This is a genomic window from Rhodanobacter sp. FW510-R10, from assembly GCF_058781105.1.
The window spans coordinates 2,153,548-2,170,095 of sequence record NZ_JBYSWL010000001.1 but is presented as its reverse complement, the minus strand read 5'-3'; the positions used below and the strand labels follow the sequence as shown (position 1 = coordinate 2,170,095).

Genomic DNA, 16,548 nt, shown 5'->3' with positions numbered 1-16,548 from the left:
GCAAGAACCATGAGCAAGCAAGTCCAAGACGCCTACCTCGTCGCCACTACGCGCACACCGGTCGGCAAGGCACCGCGCGGCGTGTTCCGCAACACCCGGCCAGACGACCTGCTCGCCCACGTGATCCGCGCCGTGCTCGCGCAAGCACCGGGCGTCGATCCGGGCCGCATCGAGGACGTCATCATCGGCTGCGCCATGCCCGAGGCCGAGCAAGGCATGAACGTGGCGCGCATCGGCCTGCTGCTGGCTGGCCTGCCCGACCACGTGCCCGGCGTCACCGTGAACCGCTTCTGTTCCTCCGGCCTGCAGTCGGTCGCGATGGCGGCCGACCGCATCCGCCTCGGCGAGGCGGACTTGATACTGGCCGGCGGCACCGAGAGCATGAGCATGGTGCCGATGATGGGGCACAAGGTCGCGATGAACCCGGCCATCTTCAATGACGAGCACATCGGCATCGCCTATGGCATGGGTATCACTGCCGAGAACGTCGCCACGCGCTGGAAAATCAGCCGCGAGGCGCAGGACGCCTTTGCCGTGGAAAGCCACCGCCGCGCCCTCGCCGCCCAGGCCGCCGGCGAGTTCAAGGCCGAGATCACGCCATTCCAGATCGACGATCACTATCCCGACCTCGCCCACCGCAGCATCCGGACTGACGGTCGCCTCATCGAGAACGATGAAGGCCCGCGCCCCGGTACTACGCCCGAAGTGCTGGCCAAGCTCAAGACCGTGTTCCGCAACGGCCAGCTCGGCGGTACCGTCACGGCGGGCAACTCCAGCCAGATGTCCGACGGCGCCGGTGCCGTGCTCTTGGCCAGCGAGCAGGCGATCAAGGACTACGGCCTGCAGCCCCTCGCCCGCTTCGTCGGCTTCTCCGTCGCCGGCGTGCCGCCGGAGATCATGGGCATCGGGCCGAAGGAAGCGATCCCCAAGGCGCTCAAGCAGACCGGCATCAGCCAGGGCCAGTTGGATTGGATCGAGCTCAACGAGGCGTTTGCCGCGCAGGCATTGGCCGTCATCCATGACCTCGACCTCGATCGGGCCAAGGTCAATCCGCACGGCGGCGCGATCGCGCTCGGCCATCCCCTGGGCGCCACCGGCGCAATCCGCATCGCGACCATGGTGCACGGCATGCGCGCGCGCAAGCAGAAATACGGCATGGTCACCATGTGCATCGGCACCGGCATGGGCGCCGCGGGCGTCTTCGAGATGGTGTGACATTTCGGCGCGACGTCACGGCACGAGCCCACCCGCGGGCCATGTCCTTGGCCTCGCGCGGACGCCTGGACCCGCCAAGACGATTGGGTCAGGACCGCGGCGCATTCATGCGACGCCGTTTCCCGTTGCGCAGTCCAGCGCCATGCGGCACGCTGGCTTCAATCGTCCGTTGCGCCACGTGCACGGCGACGCCACGTCATGCTCGACAGCACGCCATCGCGGCGAATCAGCCCGTGGTACAAGGCCGCGGTCATATGCGCGAGGAAGGTCGCGAACAGCAGCAGCGCGAGCCAGGTGTGCAGGTGCCGCAGGACCGCGAAACCAACCGGACCGGCTGGAAAGATCGGCGGCAAGCGCAGCGAGGAGCCGAGCATGACCGGGTAGCCGCCCGCCGAGAGCATCGCCCAACCGACCAGCGGCAGCGCCAGCATGAGGAGATACAGCAGCCAGTGCGATGCATGCGCGGCCAGCTTCTGCAGCACGGGAAGATCCGCCGGCAAGGCAGGTGGCGGATTCCGCCAGCGCACCACTACGCGCACGAGGACCAGCAGCAGGATCGCGATGCCGAGCGGCTTGTGCAAATTCACCAGCCAGTCGTGGCGTGCGGATACCGACGCAACCATGCCGATGCCGACAAACAGCATCGTCAGGATCATCGCCGCCAGCAACCAGTGCAGAACGCGCGCAATGGGCACAAACATCTGTGAGTCGGACCTCATGGCTGGTGCTCCGGCTGCGGGCGGACGGCTGGGGTGCCGGGCCAATGCGCCTCCTCGCTGGTGCGGCGCAAGTAGGAGTTCGCGTAGACGGCGGAGCGCGCCGCGAGCAATGGATCATCGGACCCGGCGATGCCATCAGGCAGCACCAGTGGGTCGAAATTGACGTCGCGGCAGCTGCCACTGTCCTGCGGCTCGGCGCGGACGAGCACGAGCGTGCCGGCGTCGATTGTGCGGCGATCGCCCGGCCACGCCTTCGACGCGTCGTTGGTCGGGTCGCCCGGATTCGCCAGCGTGATCTGCAGCTTCCAGCGCTGCGGACCCTGCGCCAGGCGCCGACCCAGGTCGGACGCCAGATAGTCGGCATCCCCCGCCTCGCGTGTGACATCGTCCGTTGCCACTGCTTCCGGCACCATGCGCCAACGCACCGCCTGGCGCTGGCCGTGGGCATCGGTGAGCACGAACGCATCGAGGCTCCAGTAGCTCTCCGTGACATAGCTGGCCGACGGCCTGGCGGTCTTTGCCCAGGCGCGAAACGGTCCGGTCTCTGGATGCGCAGCGAAGAACGCCGCCACCTTTGCCGGGTCCGGCTCGCCAGTTGCGGCGGTCGGCTGCATCGCCTGCAACTGCGCGTAGAAGGCCTCCGGCGTGCCCACCGCGAACACCGGCATGCTGTTCATGCCGGTGCGCCATTGCTGGCCGTTTGCCTGCGTGAAGCGCAAGGCCATGCTGCGGATCGGCACGCTGCTGTCCGCGGCATACGGGTTGCCGCCGGGGATCGCGAAGCGGCCTTCCACCGGAGTACGCCCGGGTGCGAAGACCTGCGCCACGGAATACGCCTGCGCCGCGCCATTGCTGTCGAACCAGCCGCTCACGCACACGCCTTTCGCGTGATTGCGACGGAAGCCGGCAAACGTGCCGGCGTTGTCCTGCAACTGGTTTACCAGACGGTCGGGAGTGAGCCGGCCCGGCGCCAGCCAGCCGCCGACGTAGGCGAACGCAGCGGCAGTCGCCAGCACTGCTCCCGTGATCAGCAGCCACGCACCGGTGCGATGGCGTGGTGGTGCGGATGTCGTGGGTGAATCCTGCATGATCATCTCCAGGCCGTCTGGCCGTTGTCCGCACGTGAGGAGTGCTGCCTGCCGCCCCGGAGTCGTGGAGATATTCGCCCCGCGGTGCCGTCGGGTTACACCGGATGTGTGGCTGTCTGGGGCAACACGCGACGCGCGCGCTGCACAGGCATCACGCCCGGGAAAGCAGCCGTCCGCCCATTGCGGCGTTGACGGCCACGACCAGCGCCACTGCCAGCGCATGGGTCAACAGGTCCGTCGCCGCGGAGGCCTCGGCATGCCCGATTTCCAGCAGGCAGGCCGATGCCGCCGCGCTGGCGAGTCCGATCATCACGGCCGTCAGCACCGGGCGCAGCGGACAGGCGCGGCGCACCAGGAGGATCAACAGCGCGGACAACGGGATCGACAGGCCGACGATGAAGACCAGGCAGTCGGCGGATTGCGCCAGCGCGGCAACCTGCGGGTCCGGCGTAAACCACACACGCAGACAGCCGAGTCCGCTCGCGCCCATCCACAACACCACCCCGGGCAACGGCAGCCACGCCCAGAGCGCGCGACGCCCGGGCACACTCAGGCTCAACGCGGCCCACGCGGCGCAGATCGCGGTGAGCGCCGCGCCAAGGCCCGCCCACCCCAGGTCCGGCGCCGCTGCCCAGCGCTGCAGCATGCCGTCCGGGCTGTAGTGTGCGAACAGCGCCAGCGCGATCACGGCGACGACGAGCAGCCAGCCAAGCAGCCGCCGCCATGGTGGGGCGAGGCGCTGCACCGGCACCAGTGCGCCACCGAGGCGCTCGATCAGTACGCTGTGCGAAGACGTCGATACGGACATGGTTTCAGGATTCTCCGTGGAAGCGCTCGCGCAGCGTCTTCAACGCCCGATGCAGGTTGACCTTCAACGCGCCGGTGCGGCGCCCGGTCGACTCGGCCACCTCGCGCAGCGAGTGTTCACGCAGGCCGAGCTGCTCCACCGCCTCGCGTTGGCCAGGGGGCAGCTCGGCGATCGCCAGGCGCAGGCGTCGCGCACGTTGCGCAGACTCGGTCGCGGCGCTGGCGTCATCGCTGTCGGGATGCCGCTCCAGTGCGAACTCGTCGTGCACTTCCCGGCGGTCGCGGCGACCGCGGCGGCGCAAGGCGTCGATCGCGCGACGCTGCGCGATCGCTACGAGCCAGGCGTCGTACGTGCGCGTCGGATCAAACGTGTGGCGCACGCGATGCACGGTAAGCAGCGTTTCCTGCACCACGTCATCGACATGGTCGGGCGCCACGCCGGCACGTCGCGCCGCCACATGGATCAGGGCAATCGAGTCGGCCAACAGCCGTTCGTAGGCACGGCGATCGCCGGCCTGGGCCGCAACCATCCACACCGTGCGGCGCTGGCTGGGACTCTCATTGGCAGCGTTGGACTCGACGGGCATGTGCGGGTCACTCACCCGGCATGGCGATGCATCATCAAAGACCATAGTGCCCGTGGTGGTCAAGCTGCACGGCATCGCCGCTCCACAGTGGCAGGTACCTTGATCCATTCGCCACAGCGAACGCTGCGGTTACGTCGACCATGGCATAACGGTGTAACCGGCACGGACCCGCCGGCGAACAACCAACAAGTCCGCATAGATCTCCCGCCATGCTGATCCTGTTCATCGCCTACTTCGGTGGCATTCTCACCATCCTCAGCCCGTGCATCCTGCCCGTGCTGCCGTTCGTGTTCGCGCGTGCCGACCGGCCGTTCCGGCGCAACGGGCTGCCCATGCTCATCGGCATGGCACTCACCTTCGCCGCGGTTGCCACGCTTGCCGCCGTCGGTGGCGGCTGGGCGATCCACGCCAACCAGTACGGACGTTACGCGGCGCTGGTCGTGCTGGCGATACTCGGTGCCACACTGCTGTCGTCGCGGCTGGCGGCGTGGCTGAGCCGCCCTTTCGTCGCGCTCGGCAATCGCCTCTCGCAACGTTCGGCCAACGACGGCGATTCGGTATGGGGTTCCGCCGGGCTTGGCGTGGCCACCGGCTTGCTGTGGGCACCCTGCGCCGGGCCTATCCTGGGCCTGCTGTTGACCGCGGCGGCGCTGTACGGTGCAAGCGTGCAGACCACCTTGCTCCTGTTCACCTATGCGGCCGGCGCGGCAACTTCCCTGGGCGTGGCGCTGTTGCTCGGAGGCAAGGTGTTTGCTTGGATGAAACGCTCTATTGGTACCGGAGAATGGCTGCGCCGGGCGCTGGGCGTATTGGTGCTGTGCGGCGTGGCGTCGATTGCCCTGGGGCTGGACACCGGCGTGCTCACCCGCGTCTCGCTGGCTGCCACCGGCGGCCTCGAGCAGCACCTGATCGATGCCGTGCGCCCCGCGCGGGCTGCCGAACCCACGCGGCAACCCGGCCAGGAGCTGCCATTCGAGGGCGAAATGCCCTCGCTCGCCGGTGCCACACAGTGGTTCAACAGCCGACCGCTCACCACCCGGTCGCTGCGCGGCAAGGTGGTGCTGGTCGATTTCTGGACCTACTCCTGCATCAACTGCCTGCGTGCCATGCCGTATGTGCGCGGCTGGTACGACAAATACAAGGACCACGGCCTGGCCGTCATCGGCGTGCACTCGCCTGAGTTTGCCTTCGAGAAGGATCCGAAGAACGTCGCCAAGGCAATCAAGGATCTGGGCGTGGATTATCCGGTGGCGACGGACAATGACTACGCGATCTGGCGCGGCTTCAACAACCAGTATTGGCCGGCGCACTACTTTATCGATGTGCACGGGCGGATCCGGCACCACCACTACGGCGAAGGCGCCTACCGGCAGAGCGAGGACATCATCCGCGAACTCTTGACCGCCGCAGGCCAGAAGAACCTCCCGGGAGGCTACGTCAGCGACAACCGCGGCGGCGTGGAGGCGGCGCCATCGGGTGACATGACCATCTCGCCCGAGACCTACGTCGGCTATTCGCGGGCAGAAAATTTCGCCGGTGGCCAAGTCGCGCACAACGACCCGTGGAACTACCGCACTCCCGCCAGCTTGCGAACCAACCAGTGGGCGCTCGACGGGCGCTGGACGGTCGGCCGCCAGGATGCGCGACTGGAGCAGGCCGGTGGGCGCATCATCTACCGCTTCCGCGGCCGCGACCTGCACCTGGTGCTCGGCCCCGGCAGTGACGGCAAGCCCGTGCGATTCCGCGTCACCCTCGATGGCAAGGCACCCGGTGCCGACCATGGCATGGATACCGACGCCGACGGCAACGGTGTCGTAACCGGACAGCGGCTATACCAGTTGGTGCGGCAGGCCAACGGCAGCGGCGAGCGACTGTTTGAAATCGAGTTCCTGGACCCCGGTGTACGGGCCTACGCGTTTACTTTCGGTTGACGCAGGCGGTCTCCCGCTGCGTTCCGGATGGAGGTAGCCATGTCGCGTATTGATGAAACACTGCGCAGTGATCGACGCCACTTCCTGCAGGCCGCGCTTGCCGGTGGCTCGCTGCTGGCCCTGGGCGCGCTGGCCGTGGTGCCACGCCTGCGCGCAGCCGCGAACACGCCTACCGACGTGCCGGGCAACGTGCTGCTGGAAATCTTCGGCGACGACGGCCGTGACCTTGGCACGCGCGAGGTGCCGCGCCTGGTGCTGACCGAGGCCCAGTGGCGCGAGCGGCTTTCGCCAGCGGCGTATTACCAGATGCGCCTGGCCGCCACCGAGCGGCCATTCACCGGCAAGTACTGGAACTTCTACGGCCGCGGCATTTTCCGCTGCGCCGCGTGCGCGACGGCACTCTACGACGCCGACACCAAGTTCCATTCCGGTACCGGCTGGCCCAGCTTTTACCAACCCATGGCCCGGCGCAACATCATCGAAACCACCGACTACAGCTTCGGCATGACCCGCATCGCGGTGTCCTGCGCCGGCTGCAACAGTCATCTCGGGCATGTCTTCAACGATGGCCCACAGCCCACCGGCTTGCGCTATTGCATGAACTCGCCGGCGCTCCACTTCGTGCCTCTGGCCAGGGCGTGAACGATGTCGTGCCTGCGTTGCCCGCAACTTCACACACGGCCGGGAGACCAGCCATGAACGCCGCATCGTTGCTGCGCATCCTGGTCGGCCTAGCGTTGGCACTGGCACTTGCCGCATGCACCGCCGTATCCGCTGCGAACGACGCGCAGGTCATGCCGCCGCCGGCGCTCGACCAAGCCCAGGTCCAGGGACCCAAGGAGGAGGTTGCCGTGTTTGCCGGCGGGTGTTTCTGGGGCATCGAAGCCGTGTTTGAGCGCATACGGGGCGTCGACCAGGCCGTCGCCGGATACGCCGGCGGCAACGCCGCCACGGCCCACTACGCCATGGTCAGCCAGGGCAACACCGGCCACGCCGAATCGGTCCGGGTGAGTTTCAACCCGGCGCGCGTCAGCTATGGCATGCTGCTGCGGGTGTTCTTCTCGGTGGCGCTCGACCCGACCCAGCGCAACCGGCAGGGGCCGGACGTCGGCAGCCAATACCGCTCGGTGTTGTTCTATACCACTGAGGAACAGCGGCGGATCGCCACCGCATACCTCGCCCAACTCGCCGCGGCCAAGGTCTTCGCGCGGCCCATCGCCACCGCGGTCCAGCCGCTCGCGGCGTTCTACCCGGCCGAGCCCTACCATCAGGGCTATTTCGACGAGCACCCGGACGCACCCTACATCGTCATCAACGACCGACCAAAGGTCACGCACCTGCAGCAGCTGTTTCCAACCCTGTATCGGCCGCCGCGGCAGTTCGTGCAAGTCCAGTTGCAATGAGTCGCCTGCCGGCAAAAGGATCACAATGGATTCCGACCCTGGAGGCGGCGCTGCAGGAGGACGCATAGGCCGCTGCCAGATGGCTCCGCGCCATGCACGGATCCTCACCGCACCAGGCCAACGAAACACGGAGGCTGTGCCATGAAACCACTCCAGACCATCGCGTTATGCGCAGCCTTGGCTGCCATCACCGGCAGTGCCTTGGCTGGCGGTACTGGCTCGCTCAACGAATTCCCGTCGAAGGTCCTGCCGGTCCTGGTGTACGTGAACGCCCAGGGCAAGGTTACCGACGCCTCGCCGGCCACGCGACTGCCGCCGGCCCTCAATCGGCTGCTGCTGGCCGACCTCAGCGAGCGCATCACGGGCCCCGCCATCGTCCATGGCAAGCCGGTGCCCAGCCAATTCGTGATGAACCTCGCGCTCGTCACGACGCCGCGTCCAGGCGGTGATTACGACGCCCAGTTCGCCTACGTATCGACTTCGCCGGTACCGCCGGGCTCCTGGTACTGGGTACATATCGATGGCCATCGCCTGGCCTTGGCCAACCGGAGCAGCCTCCCTGGCACGCGGCAACCTAGTCCGCTGTTCCAGCACCGGATACTGCTCTTCACGCCGCCGAAGCCGGTGTACGCGCCGGATCCGGGATCGCCGTCCGGTATCCGCAATGCGACCCCCCGCATCCCGCGCATCAACTGACCCGTACGGCGACGGCCGGACGCGCCTGCCCCGACGCAGGCGGGCCGGGCTTTGGGCTATCGTGGAGAACAGAATGGCGATTGGTACGCCACGGAGAGGGAATGATGAGCTTGAAATTTGACACGCTGGCCGTGCACGCCGGCGCCGAGCCTGATGCTGAAACCGGTGCCGTGGCACCGCCGATCCACCTGTCCACGACATTCACGCACGACCCGCAAGGCGAGAAGCCTGGCGCCTTCAGTTACCAGCGCGATGACAATCCGACCCAGCGGCGCCTGGAATCGGCGCTGGCCGCACTCGAAGGCGGTGCCTGCGCGCTGGCCTATGCCTCCGGCATGGCGGCCATTGCCGCCGTGCTCGACCAATTGCAGCGCGGTGAGCGCGTAGTACTCCCTGAGGACTGCTATGTCGGGCTACGCGCGTTCGCCAGCGAGGTGCTGCCTGCGCGCGGCGTCGAGGTCGTCACCATCGACACCACCGACCTCGAGGCAGTACGCAGCGCCTGCGCGCCAGGCCTCGCCCTGCTCTGGGTCGAATCGCCGTCCAACCCTTGCCTGCGGGTCAGCGACATAGCCGAACTGGCGCGCGTCGCCCATGCCCATGATGCGCTGTGCGTCTGTGACAACACCTTCGCCACGCCGGTGCTGCAGCAGCCATTGGAACTTGGCGCCGACATCGTCATGCACTCGACCACCAAGTATTTCGGCGGCCACAGCGACGTGCTGGGTGGGGCTTTGGTGTTCGCGCGCAACGACGCCCGGCATGCCGCCATCCGCGCACGGCGCCTGTTGTCCGGCGCCATCCTCTCGCCCTTCTCCGCCTGGTTGATCCTGCGTGGCTGCCGTTCCCTGCCGGCACGCGTGGCCCTGCACTGCGCGAACGCCCACCGGCTGGCCACCGCGCTGGCCGCCTTCCCGGCGGTGGCGCGCGTGCACTACCCGGGCCTGCCAGGCCATCCGGGGCACGCGTTGGCCACCCGCCAAATGCGCGATTTCGGCGCCATGCTCAGTATCGAGTTGCGTGGCGGTTACGCCGCTGCCGCCGCCGCCGTGCGCAAGGTCAAGGTCTTTACCAACGCGACGTCGCTGGGTGGCTGTGAATCGTTGATCGAACACCGCGCTGCCGCCGAGGGCGAACACAGCAAGTCACCGCCGGGGCTGTTGCGGCTCTCGATCGGCCTGGAAGATGCCGACGACCTGATCGCCGACTTGCAACAGGCGCTCGTCGACCCCTGAGTTTCCGCTGCGGCACCTCGCACGCGCAAGCGCCACACCGGTGCCTGGGATACCGCCTGTCCAGTCGCGCGTACCGTTCAGCGATCCGCCGACTGCACTGCGCCGGGTGGCACGCCTCCTTGCGCGCGGCACAAGGCGAGGACTTGGCGGAAGACGGCACGCAGATGCTCCGGCGGCAGGTCGCCGGCATTCGCCACCCCAAGGCGTGCAAGCAGTTGTTCCACGCCTTCGGCATCCGACCCGGTCGCCGCCGGTGTCGCATCTGGCAGCGCCGCCGCGCGAGCGCACAGTTCGCGCCGACGTTGCAGCAGGTTGAGCAGATCACGATCCACCTCGTCGACACGTTCCATCGCATCCCGCGCCGCGCCGGCTTCGGCGCCGCCGCTGCGGACAGCAGGCACGGACAGCACACCCAGGTCCACTGGCGCCGCCAACACGCGCTGGTCGATCAGGGTCAAGGCCTCGATCAAGCGCTTGCGGGTCGCCGCGGCATAGGGATTCTCCCGTTGGATCGCGTTGAACAAGTGTCCGGCGTCGGCCCGCACCGCGGCAATCGACGAGGCCAGGGCGGCAAAGCTCGGCGGTGTCCAATGCAAGTCTTCGCCGACGCCGAGTTCCAGGAGGCCGCGCGCCAGGAAAAACGCCATGGCATGAGTCATGGCCATGTGGCGGTCGTGCTCGGCTGGCGTCATCTCCGCGATCTCGCTGCCGATCGAGGCGAAGAACTCCCGTGCCTGCGTCGCGGTTCCGGGGTGACGTGGACTCGGGCAGATCACGGTGCGCAGCGGTTCGGCGCGGGCAATGCTGAGCGGGCCGAAGAGCGGATGGCAGCCGACATGCGGGATGTCCGCCCCCAGCACCTCGTCCATCAGCGCGCAGGGGCCCTGCTTGACGCTGCACACATCCAGCACTTGGTGCCGCGCGCTGAAATGCGGACGCAGATCGCGCAGTACCGTGGCAAACACGCTCACCGGCACCGCAATGACCACGATATCGGCACCGGCCAGCAAGTCGGCTGCGTCACTCGCAGCATGCGGCCCGGGTACCGACGGGCCCGCGTCCCAGGCGCGCCATGGGTAATGATATTCGGCCAGCAAGCCGGCAAGTGCCGCCCCAAAACGCCCATGGCCAAGGATGCCGACACGCAACGCTCGATTCATTCGCCGACCCACCGTCAATCGTGGCCCCGCCGCCCGCCACTTACCGCAGATGGGCGGTGGGGCACCCTTCAGGGGTCTATCGTACCGGCAAGCGCCTCGGCCAATGGCACTCGGGCGTTGCACGCGAACCCGGGAGTTGCGGCAATGCATGCGCGGCGCAGGCTGGCTGCGCCGCGTTCACCTACGGGCACGGACGAACACGCCCAAGCCGCTGGCTCAGAACCGGTAAGTCAGCCGCGCCCAATAAAATCGCCCGATCGGATCGAAGTAATTGGTTGCCGTGTTGCCGTTGCCCGCTCCACCATTGTTTTCATACAGCATGGGGGGTTGCTTGTCCGTCAGGTTGTTCACGCCCACATCGATCCGCGTGTTTATCGCCTTGATCTCATAACCTGCGGATACGTCGTTGTAAACATATGCTCCGTAGCGCAGCACCTGCGGATTATCCGGTTTGTACCCGGGAATGCCGCTATAGCCACGCGACGGGTCATGCGAACCCAAATTGAACGGACCCATGTAGCGTATGCGCCACGCCGCATTCCACGGCCCCAGATTCCACGTCAGGTTGGCCAAGCCCTGGACCCGCGGCATGAGGCTGTTGTCCGTGTCATAGTTGATATTGCCAGCCTGGTGGATGACCTGATTGCCTTCCAGCCCGGGCGCGGTCTCCAAGTCGTAGCGCGTGAGGTAAGTCGCCTGCACGCTGGCCACGAATTGCCCAAACGGCAACTCGGGCAGTCGATATGTGGCCTGCAAGTCCGTACCTGAAACGTCGACCCGTCCGAGATTCACCGTGGGCAGCAACATGCGGATGAACTGTCCCGGGTTTTCAGTGGTCGCGCCAAAGCGCTGTATCAGGGGGCAGAACTGGCTGACGCCGTTGAAGCAGGCGCTGAGCACGGTCTGGCCAGAAACATTCGTGATGACATCCTTCAGGTAGATGCGCCATGCATCGACGCTGGCCGAGAAGCCCGGCAGGTAGTCCGGTGAATACACGGCGCCAAAGTCAAATGACTTGCCCTGCTCCGGCTTGAGCGGGAATCCCGCAAATGCGGAGCCAGAGGCCAAGACATTGGTCTGCTGATGGCTGGCTACTTGCTGGTTCACGAACGTCCCATCGAGTGGCACGCCGATACAGGCCGCGTTTGCCACCGTCGTATGGTCGCATGGGTCGGCGTTGATGACTTGACCGAATGCACCGGGTGCCGCGAACAGATTGCCAATCGTCGGCGCACGAAACACCTTGGCCACGGTCCCGCGCAGCAACAAGTCGCGAATGGGTCGATATTCAAGACCGACCTTCCAATTGCTGGTGCTCCCGAAGTCGCTGAACTTCGAATAGCGGTCGCCGACATCCAGGTTCAAGGAGTACACCAGCGGCAATTCCTTGAGCACCGGAACGAACAGCTCGCCATATGCTTCCTTGACGCTGAATCCGCCATGCAGTGGCGAACTGCACTGGCTGCTGAACGTGCAGGTCCCCAGGTCGTTGATGAGCAGCACCGGGTCCACCTTGCTCGTGGTGTATTCGGAGCGCCACGACGCACCGAGGGCCAACTGCGCCGTTCCGGCCGGCAAGTCGATCAAGCCACCGCTCACGTCAACGTGCTTCACCCTCTCGATCGACATCAGGCTGTTGCCCGCTGGCGAAGTGGCAGAACTTTGTACCTTTTCCGAGGCGGGGTTATTCAAGTTGAACGTATCCCATGGGGTGCAACCCGCAATCGCCGTGCTCGGGTCACCGGCGGTACCCACGCAGGTAGGCACGCCGTTGATAAACATGGACGGCCCCAAGCCCGGGTTCAACACTTCCAGATTCGCCAAGCCCCGAACCGACCGATCCTGGCTGATGTGGCCGAAGTTGTAGCCGACATCCCAAGTCCAATCCTGGTCGAATACCGTCAGATTGCCCTTGAGGGCGAAATTCACCTGGTCCGTCGTGGTCGTGATGGCGGTAAACCGATTACCCATCGGCACGAGGCGGGAACGGAAGATGTTTCCGTTGGTCGGCGTGTAGTCGATCCCAAACGGATTGTAGATGCTGTCCTTGGACAGGATCGCGCCGACATTGTTGCCCCACACCGGCGGGCCCAACTGGAAGCCGGAACTCGTCTTGTTGTGTGTGTAGGTCAGCGTGGCGTCAATATTGCTCGTCACGTGGTACAGCCCCTTGAAGAACGCGCTGGTCCGTTCCTGTGGCGTCGTCAGCGGCCGATAGGGCGAAAAGCTGAAACGGTCCGCCTCAGGGTTGAAGCAATGGTAGTCAGCCAAGGTCGTCGGCCCGCTGCTGCCCACCGCCGATGGATTCAGCGATACGGTCTTGCAGCCGAATTCACCCTGCAGCGATTTCGGCAGCACGATGGAGCCTCGTGGGGTGAAACTTGATCCGCCAAAAAAGACGTGTGGCGGCGTATTGGTGCTGCCGGCAATGGAGACGGTGTTCTTCGAAACGTCGCGTGCAGTCTCCGGGATGGCGTCGATCTTGTTGTAATCGACCCCAGCCATGACACTGCCGGTATCCGTCGTCTGTCCGAAGACGAAATTCCCGCCACGCGTCTTGCTGTCGCCACGGCTGGAGATCCCGTCATTGAGCTGGAGCTGTGCGCCTTGGTAGTTCGACTTCAGCAACACGTTTATGACGCCGCCAATCGCATCTGATCCATAGATCGACGACGCACCACTGGTCAGCACTTCAATATGGTCGACCGCCGATGCGGGAATCGCGTTCAGGTCGTTGCTGATGACGCGCTGTCCGTCAACCAGCACCAGCGTCCGGTTGGGCCCAAGGCCGCGCAAGCCGAGCCGCACGGCACCATCGCCGGCCGCATTGTTGATGTTCGGGCTGGAGTTGGTGCCCGTGATCGACGGCAGACTTTGCACGACATCACCGAGCGTGACGGACCCCGTTTGCTGGATGAGTTCGGGGGTCACGGTGACGATCGGGTTCGACGTCTCGATGTCGACACGCCGGATACGTGATCCGGTGACCACCACGGTCTTCAAGGTCTGCGCTGCTGCCGGATTGGCATTGGCCTGATCGGCTTGTCCCTGGTCTTGTGCCAAGACCGGCACGGCGCCACCCAGGGCAAACAATGCACCAAGCGACAACGCGGCCCGCACCGCGGTGCTGAGTTCACTTCGCCTAAAGTTCATGTTCGTTCCCAATAACCGCCGCGTGCGGGAGCGCGAGTACATGCCCGTACCCGCGTCTACTCACGCACACGTCACTTGCGACGCTTGGTCGCATGTTCTCGGGTGAGATCTGCAATCGCAGATCGGGCCAGCGAGTCCGCCGCGCCCGCGCTGCCTCCTCGCCTTACGAGGCAGCGTCGGCTCGTATACCGTGCGGCCACTCTACTCGCACATATGGACGGCCACAATCATGACTTACGGCATGGGTGCCTTTGTGGATAGACGTCCAAGCTGCCGCCGCGTTCCGCGTGGCGTGTCGCGCCGTGTGGTCACCACGCGATGCCGTAGTCCTCGCCGTGGTTGCTCGAGCCGCCCCACATGCTGTGGTGCTTGATGTCGAACTGGATCGCGTTGATCGGCCCCGACGTGCGTTGCGCGTACTCGAGTTTATAACCCATCTCCTGCAGCGCCGCTCGCGTGGCCTCGGGCAGGGAGGTGGCCACCAGGATGCGGCCGGGCTCGGCCTCGTGCAGGCCGAATGAGGAGCGCATCTGGTAACTGTTGAAGTTCGGCGCTTCGCTCGCCTGCTGCACGGTCATGCCGAACTCGGCGACGTTGAGGAAGAACTGCAGCAGGTTCTGATCCTGCGAATCGCCGCCCTGTACGGCCATGGCGAGATAGGGTGCGCCATCCTTGAGTGCGAGCGTCGGTGTCAGTGTGACGCGCGGGTGCTTGCCCGGCTCGATCACGTTGAACGGGCCATCTTTTGCGTCCGTCACGAAGCTCTGCGCCCGCTGGCTGAGGCCGATGCCGGTATGCCCGGCAATCACCGCTGGCACCCAGCCGCCGCTGGGCGTGACCGACACCACCCAGCCCTCGGCGTCCGCCGCCTCGATCGAAGTGGTGCCCGCATAGAAATCCTCGGCAAACGCGGCCTGCTCCGGTGTTGCGTGGTCGGGAATGAACTCCGCAGCCCCAGACGTGCGCGTGGTCTCAACAAGACCATCGCCCTTCTTCGCCGGCAGCGCATCCTGCTGCCCACTGCGCGGTTGCGATTTCGCCGGTGCAAACTTCGCCGGAGTCCACTCGGCGAGGAGTTGCTTGAACGGATTGGTCGCGCCCTGGTACGGGTACGGATCACCCGGCTTGACGTTCGGATCGTTGCCCTTGGTGTCGATCAGCGCGAAGCGCGCCTTGGCGTAGGCCTTGGACAGCAGGCCGTGGACCGGCTCGACGGGCGGGAAGTACGGGTCGCCGTAATAAAAGTCGCGGTCGGCAAACGCATAACTCATCACCTGGTACAGCGTGTTGATGTACTGCGGCGAGTTGTAGCCCAGGCTCTTCACATCCGTGTTCTCGAGCATGTTGAGCGCCTGCAGCAAGGCCGGCCCCTGTGTCCAGACCTGGAGCTTGTAGACCTCGATGCCCTTGTAGTTCGTGTGCAGCGGCACCTCCCAGCGCACTTTCCAGTTGGCGAGATCCTGCAGCGTGAATAGGCCACCTTGCTCCCGCATGCCGCGTACCAGCTCGCGTGCGATGTCGCCCTTGTAGAAGCGGTCGTACGCGGCATAGATCGCCTGCTTGCGCGTCTTGCCCTGCTCCAGGGCCTGCTGCTCGGCCTCGACCAGTTTGCGCCAGGTGGCGGCGAGGTCCTTCTGCACGAAGATTTCCCCCGCTTCCGGCGCCGGATGCGCGGTGTCCGGATGGGTCAACATGACCTCTCGCGAATACTTCCACTGCGACAGCTCGCCCTGGAAATGCTCGATCGTGTTCGACAATTGCGCTTCCATGGCGTAGCCGTCGGCCATCTGGATCGCCGGCGCGAGTACCTGCTTCAGCGACAGCTTGCCGTATTCGGCCAGCATGGTGAGCAGGCCGCCGACCGTGCCTGGCGTCACTGCCGCGAGCGGACCGTACTCCGGCGGGAAGCGGTAGCCCTTGGCATGGTAGTAGGCCGCGGTCGCCCCGCTCGGCGCCACGCCCAGCGCGTTCAAACCGATGACCGTTTTCGTGTGCGGGTTGTAGATGAGCGCCTGGGTTTCGCCGCCGCATGAAAGCGTGTCCCACATCGTGCAGCCAGCGGCGAGCATCGCCGCCGCCGCATCGACTGCGTTGCCACCTTCGGCAAAGATCAAGGCCCCGGCGGTTGCCGACAAGGGCTTGCCGGTGATCGCCAGCCAGTGCGTGGCGTGGAGTGGCGGCTTTTCAGTCTGCGAATAGCGGGGATCCTCGGCTTGCCGCGCCTGGAGCAGCGGTGGGGATTGGGCCTGCTGCGGGGCGGAATGCACCTGGGCCGGAAACAAGGCAATGGCCAGCACGACTGCGGCAGCAGTCCCAATTAATCCAGACATGCGGGTGCCTCCAGCAAACACGATGATGATCCCGGGGTTCGTACTGCAGCACGGTCAAGCCAGGACTACCGGCTCCCCTGCAACCGACATGGGCCTGGAGTATAGCGCCGGCCGGCGTAGCGACTGCACGCCACGCACGCGCGGTCGACGGCACGCCGCCAGCGGCAGCGACGTCGGGCCACGGTAAAACCATTATCCTCGCATGACAGCGCAACGAGGCTCGC

Annotated in this window: 13 protein-coding genes; 6 read left to right on the top strand and 7 right to left on the bottom strand. The window is 65.8% G+C overall.

The window, feature by feature from the left end; genetic code table 11:
- The first annotated feature begins 9 nt into the window (after window positions 1-9).
- Window positions 10-1,215 (top strand): acetyl-CoA C-acyltransferase, encoded by a 1,206-nt coding sequence (locus AC3WJB_RS09405; RefSeq protein WP_492680906.1) that lies wholly within the window; start codon window positions 10-12, stop codon window positions 1,213-1,215.
- A 158-nt stretch (window positions 1,216-1,373) separates the two neighbouring features.
- Here AC3WJB_RS09405 and AC3WJB_RS09400 read toward each other — a convergent pair whose 3' ends face one another.
- From AC3WJB_RS09400 to AC3WJB_RS09385, 4 genes are all read right to left on the bottom strand, one after another.
- Entirely contained in the window at window positions 1,374-1,934 is a 561-nt protein-coding gene (locus tag AC3WJB_RS09400; RefSeq protein WP_492680904.1) for a cytochrome b, read from the bottom strand.
- Entirely contained in the window at window positions 1,931-3,022 is a 1,092-nt protein-coding gene (locus AC3WJB_RS09395) for a catalase family peroxidase (protein ID WP_492680902.1), read from the bottom strand. Before AC3WJB_RS09395 ends, AC3WJB_RS09400 begins: the two co-directional genes overlap by 4 nt.
- 151 nt (window positions 3,023-3,173) lie before the next feature.
- Window positions 3,174-3,830, bottom strand: coding sequence for an NrsF family protein (locus AC3WJB_RS09390; RefSeq protein ID WP_492680900.1), 657 nt, complete (start codon window positions 3,828-3,830; stop codon window positions 3,174-3,176).
- Between the two features lie 4 nt (window positions 3,831-3,834).
- Window positions 3,835-4,416, bottom strand: coding sequence for an RNA polymerase sigma factor (locus AC3WJB_RS09385; RefSeq protein WP_492680898.1), 582 nt, complete (start codon window positions 4,414-4,416; stop codon window positions 3,835-3,837).
- A 209-nt stretch (window positions 4,417-4,625) separates the two neighbouring features.
- On the opposite strand from AC3WJB_RS09385, the gene AC3WJB_RS09380 reads away from it, so the two are divergent.
- The 5 genes from AC3WJB_RS09380 (at window position 4,626) to AC3WJB_RS09360 (ending at window position 9,681) form a co-directional block, all read left to right on the top strand.
- Complete coding sequence (locus tag AC3WJB_RS09380) at window positions 4,626-6,347, top strand: cytochrome c biogenesis protein DipZ (RefSeq protein ID WP_492680896.1); 1,722 nt, start codon at window positions 4,626-4,628, stop codon at window positions 6,345-6,347.
- A 39-nt stretch (window positions 6,348-6,386) separates the two neighbouring features.
- Window positions 6,387-6,989: a peptide-methionine (R)-S-oxide reductase MsrB gene (msrB, locus tag AC3WJB_RS09375; RefSeq protein ID WP_492680894.1), complete on the top strand. Its 603-nt coding sequence runs from the start codon at window positions 6,387-6,389 to the stop codon at window positions 6,987-6,989.
- Between the two features lie 53 nt (window positions 6,990-7,042).
- Window positions 7,043-7,750 (top strand): peptide-methionine (S)-S-oxide reductase MsrA, encoded by a 708-nt coding sequence (msrA, locus tag AC3WJB_RS09370; RefSeq protein ID WP_492680892.1) that lies wholly within the window; start codon window positions 7,043-7,045, stop codon window positions 7,748-7,750.
- Between the two features lie 141 nt (window positions 7,751-7,891).
- Window positions 7,892-8,446: a hypothetical protein gene (locus AC3WJB_RS09365; RefSeq protein WP_492680890.1), complete on the top strand. Its 555-nt coding sequence runs from the start codon at window positions 7,892-7,894 to the stop codon at window positions 8,444-8,446.
- Window positions 8,447-8,550: 104 nt separating this feature from the next.
- The gene (locus tag AC3WJB_RS09360; protein ID WP_492680888.1) at window positions 8,551-9,681 is read left to right on the top strand and encodes a trans-sulfuration enzyme family protein; all 1,131 of its coding nucleotides are present in this window, start codon (window positions 8,551-8,553) and stop codon (window positions 9,679-9,681) included.
- A 77-nt stretch (window positions 9,682-9,758) separates the two neighbouring features.
- On the opposite strand, the gene AC3WJB_RS09355 is transcribed toward AC3WJB_RS09360, so the two are convergent.
- The 3 genes from AC3WJB_RS09355 to AC3WJB_RS09345 form a co-directional block, all read right to left on the bottom strand.
- Complete coding sequence (locus AC3WJB_RS09355; RefSeq protein ID WP_492680886.1) at window positions 9,759-10,841, bottom strand: prephenate dehydrogenase/arogenate dehydrogenase family protein; 1,083 nt, start codon at window positions 10,839-10,841, stop codon at window positions 9,759-9,761.
- Window positions 10,842-11,057: 216 nt separating this feature from the next.
- Window positions 11,058-13,994, bottom strand: a complete 2,937-nt coding sequence (locus tag AC3WJB_RS09350) for a TonB-dependent receptor domain-containing protein (protein ID WP_492680884.1) — start codon at window positions 13,992-13,994, stop codon at window positions 11,058-11,060.
- A 308-nt stretch (window positions 13,995-14,302) separates the two neighbouring features.
- Entirely contained in the window at window positions 14,303-16,324 is a 2,022-nt protein-coding gene (locus AC3WJB_RS09345; RefSeq protein ID WP_492680882.1) for a gamma-glutamyltransferase family protein, read from the bottom strand.
- Window positions 16,325-16,548: the final 224 nt, after the last annotated feature.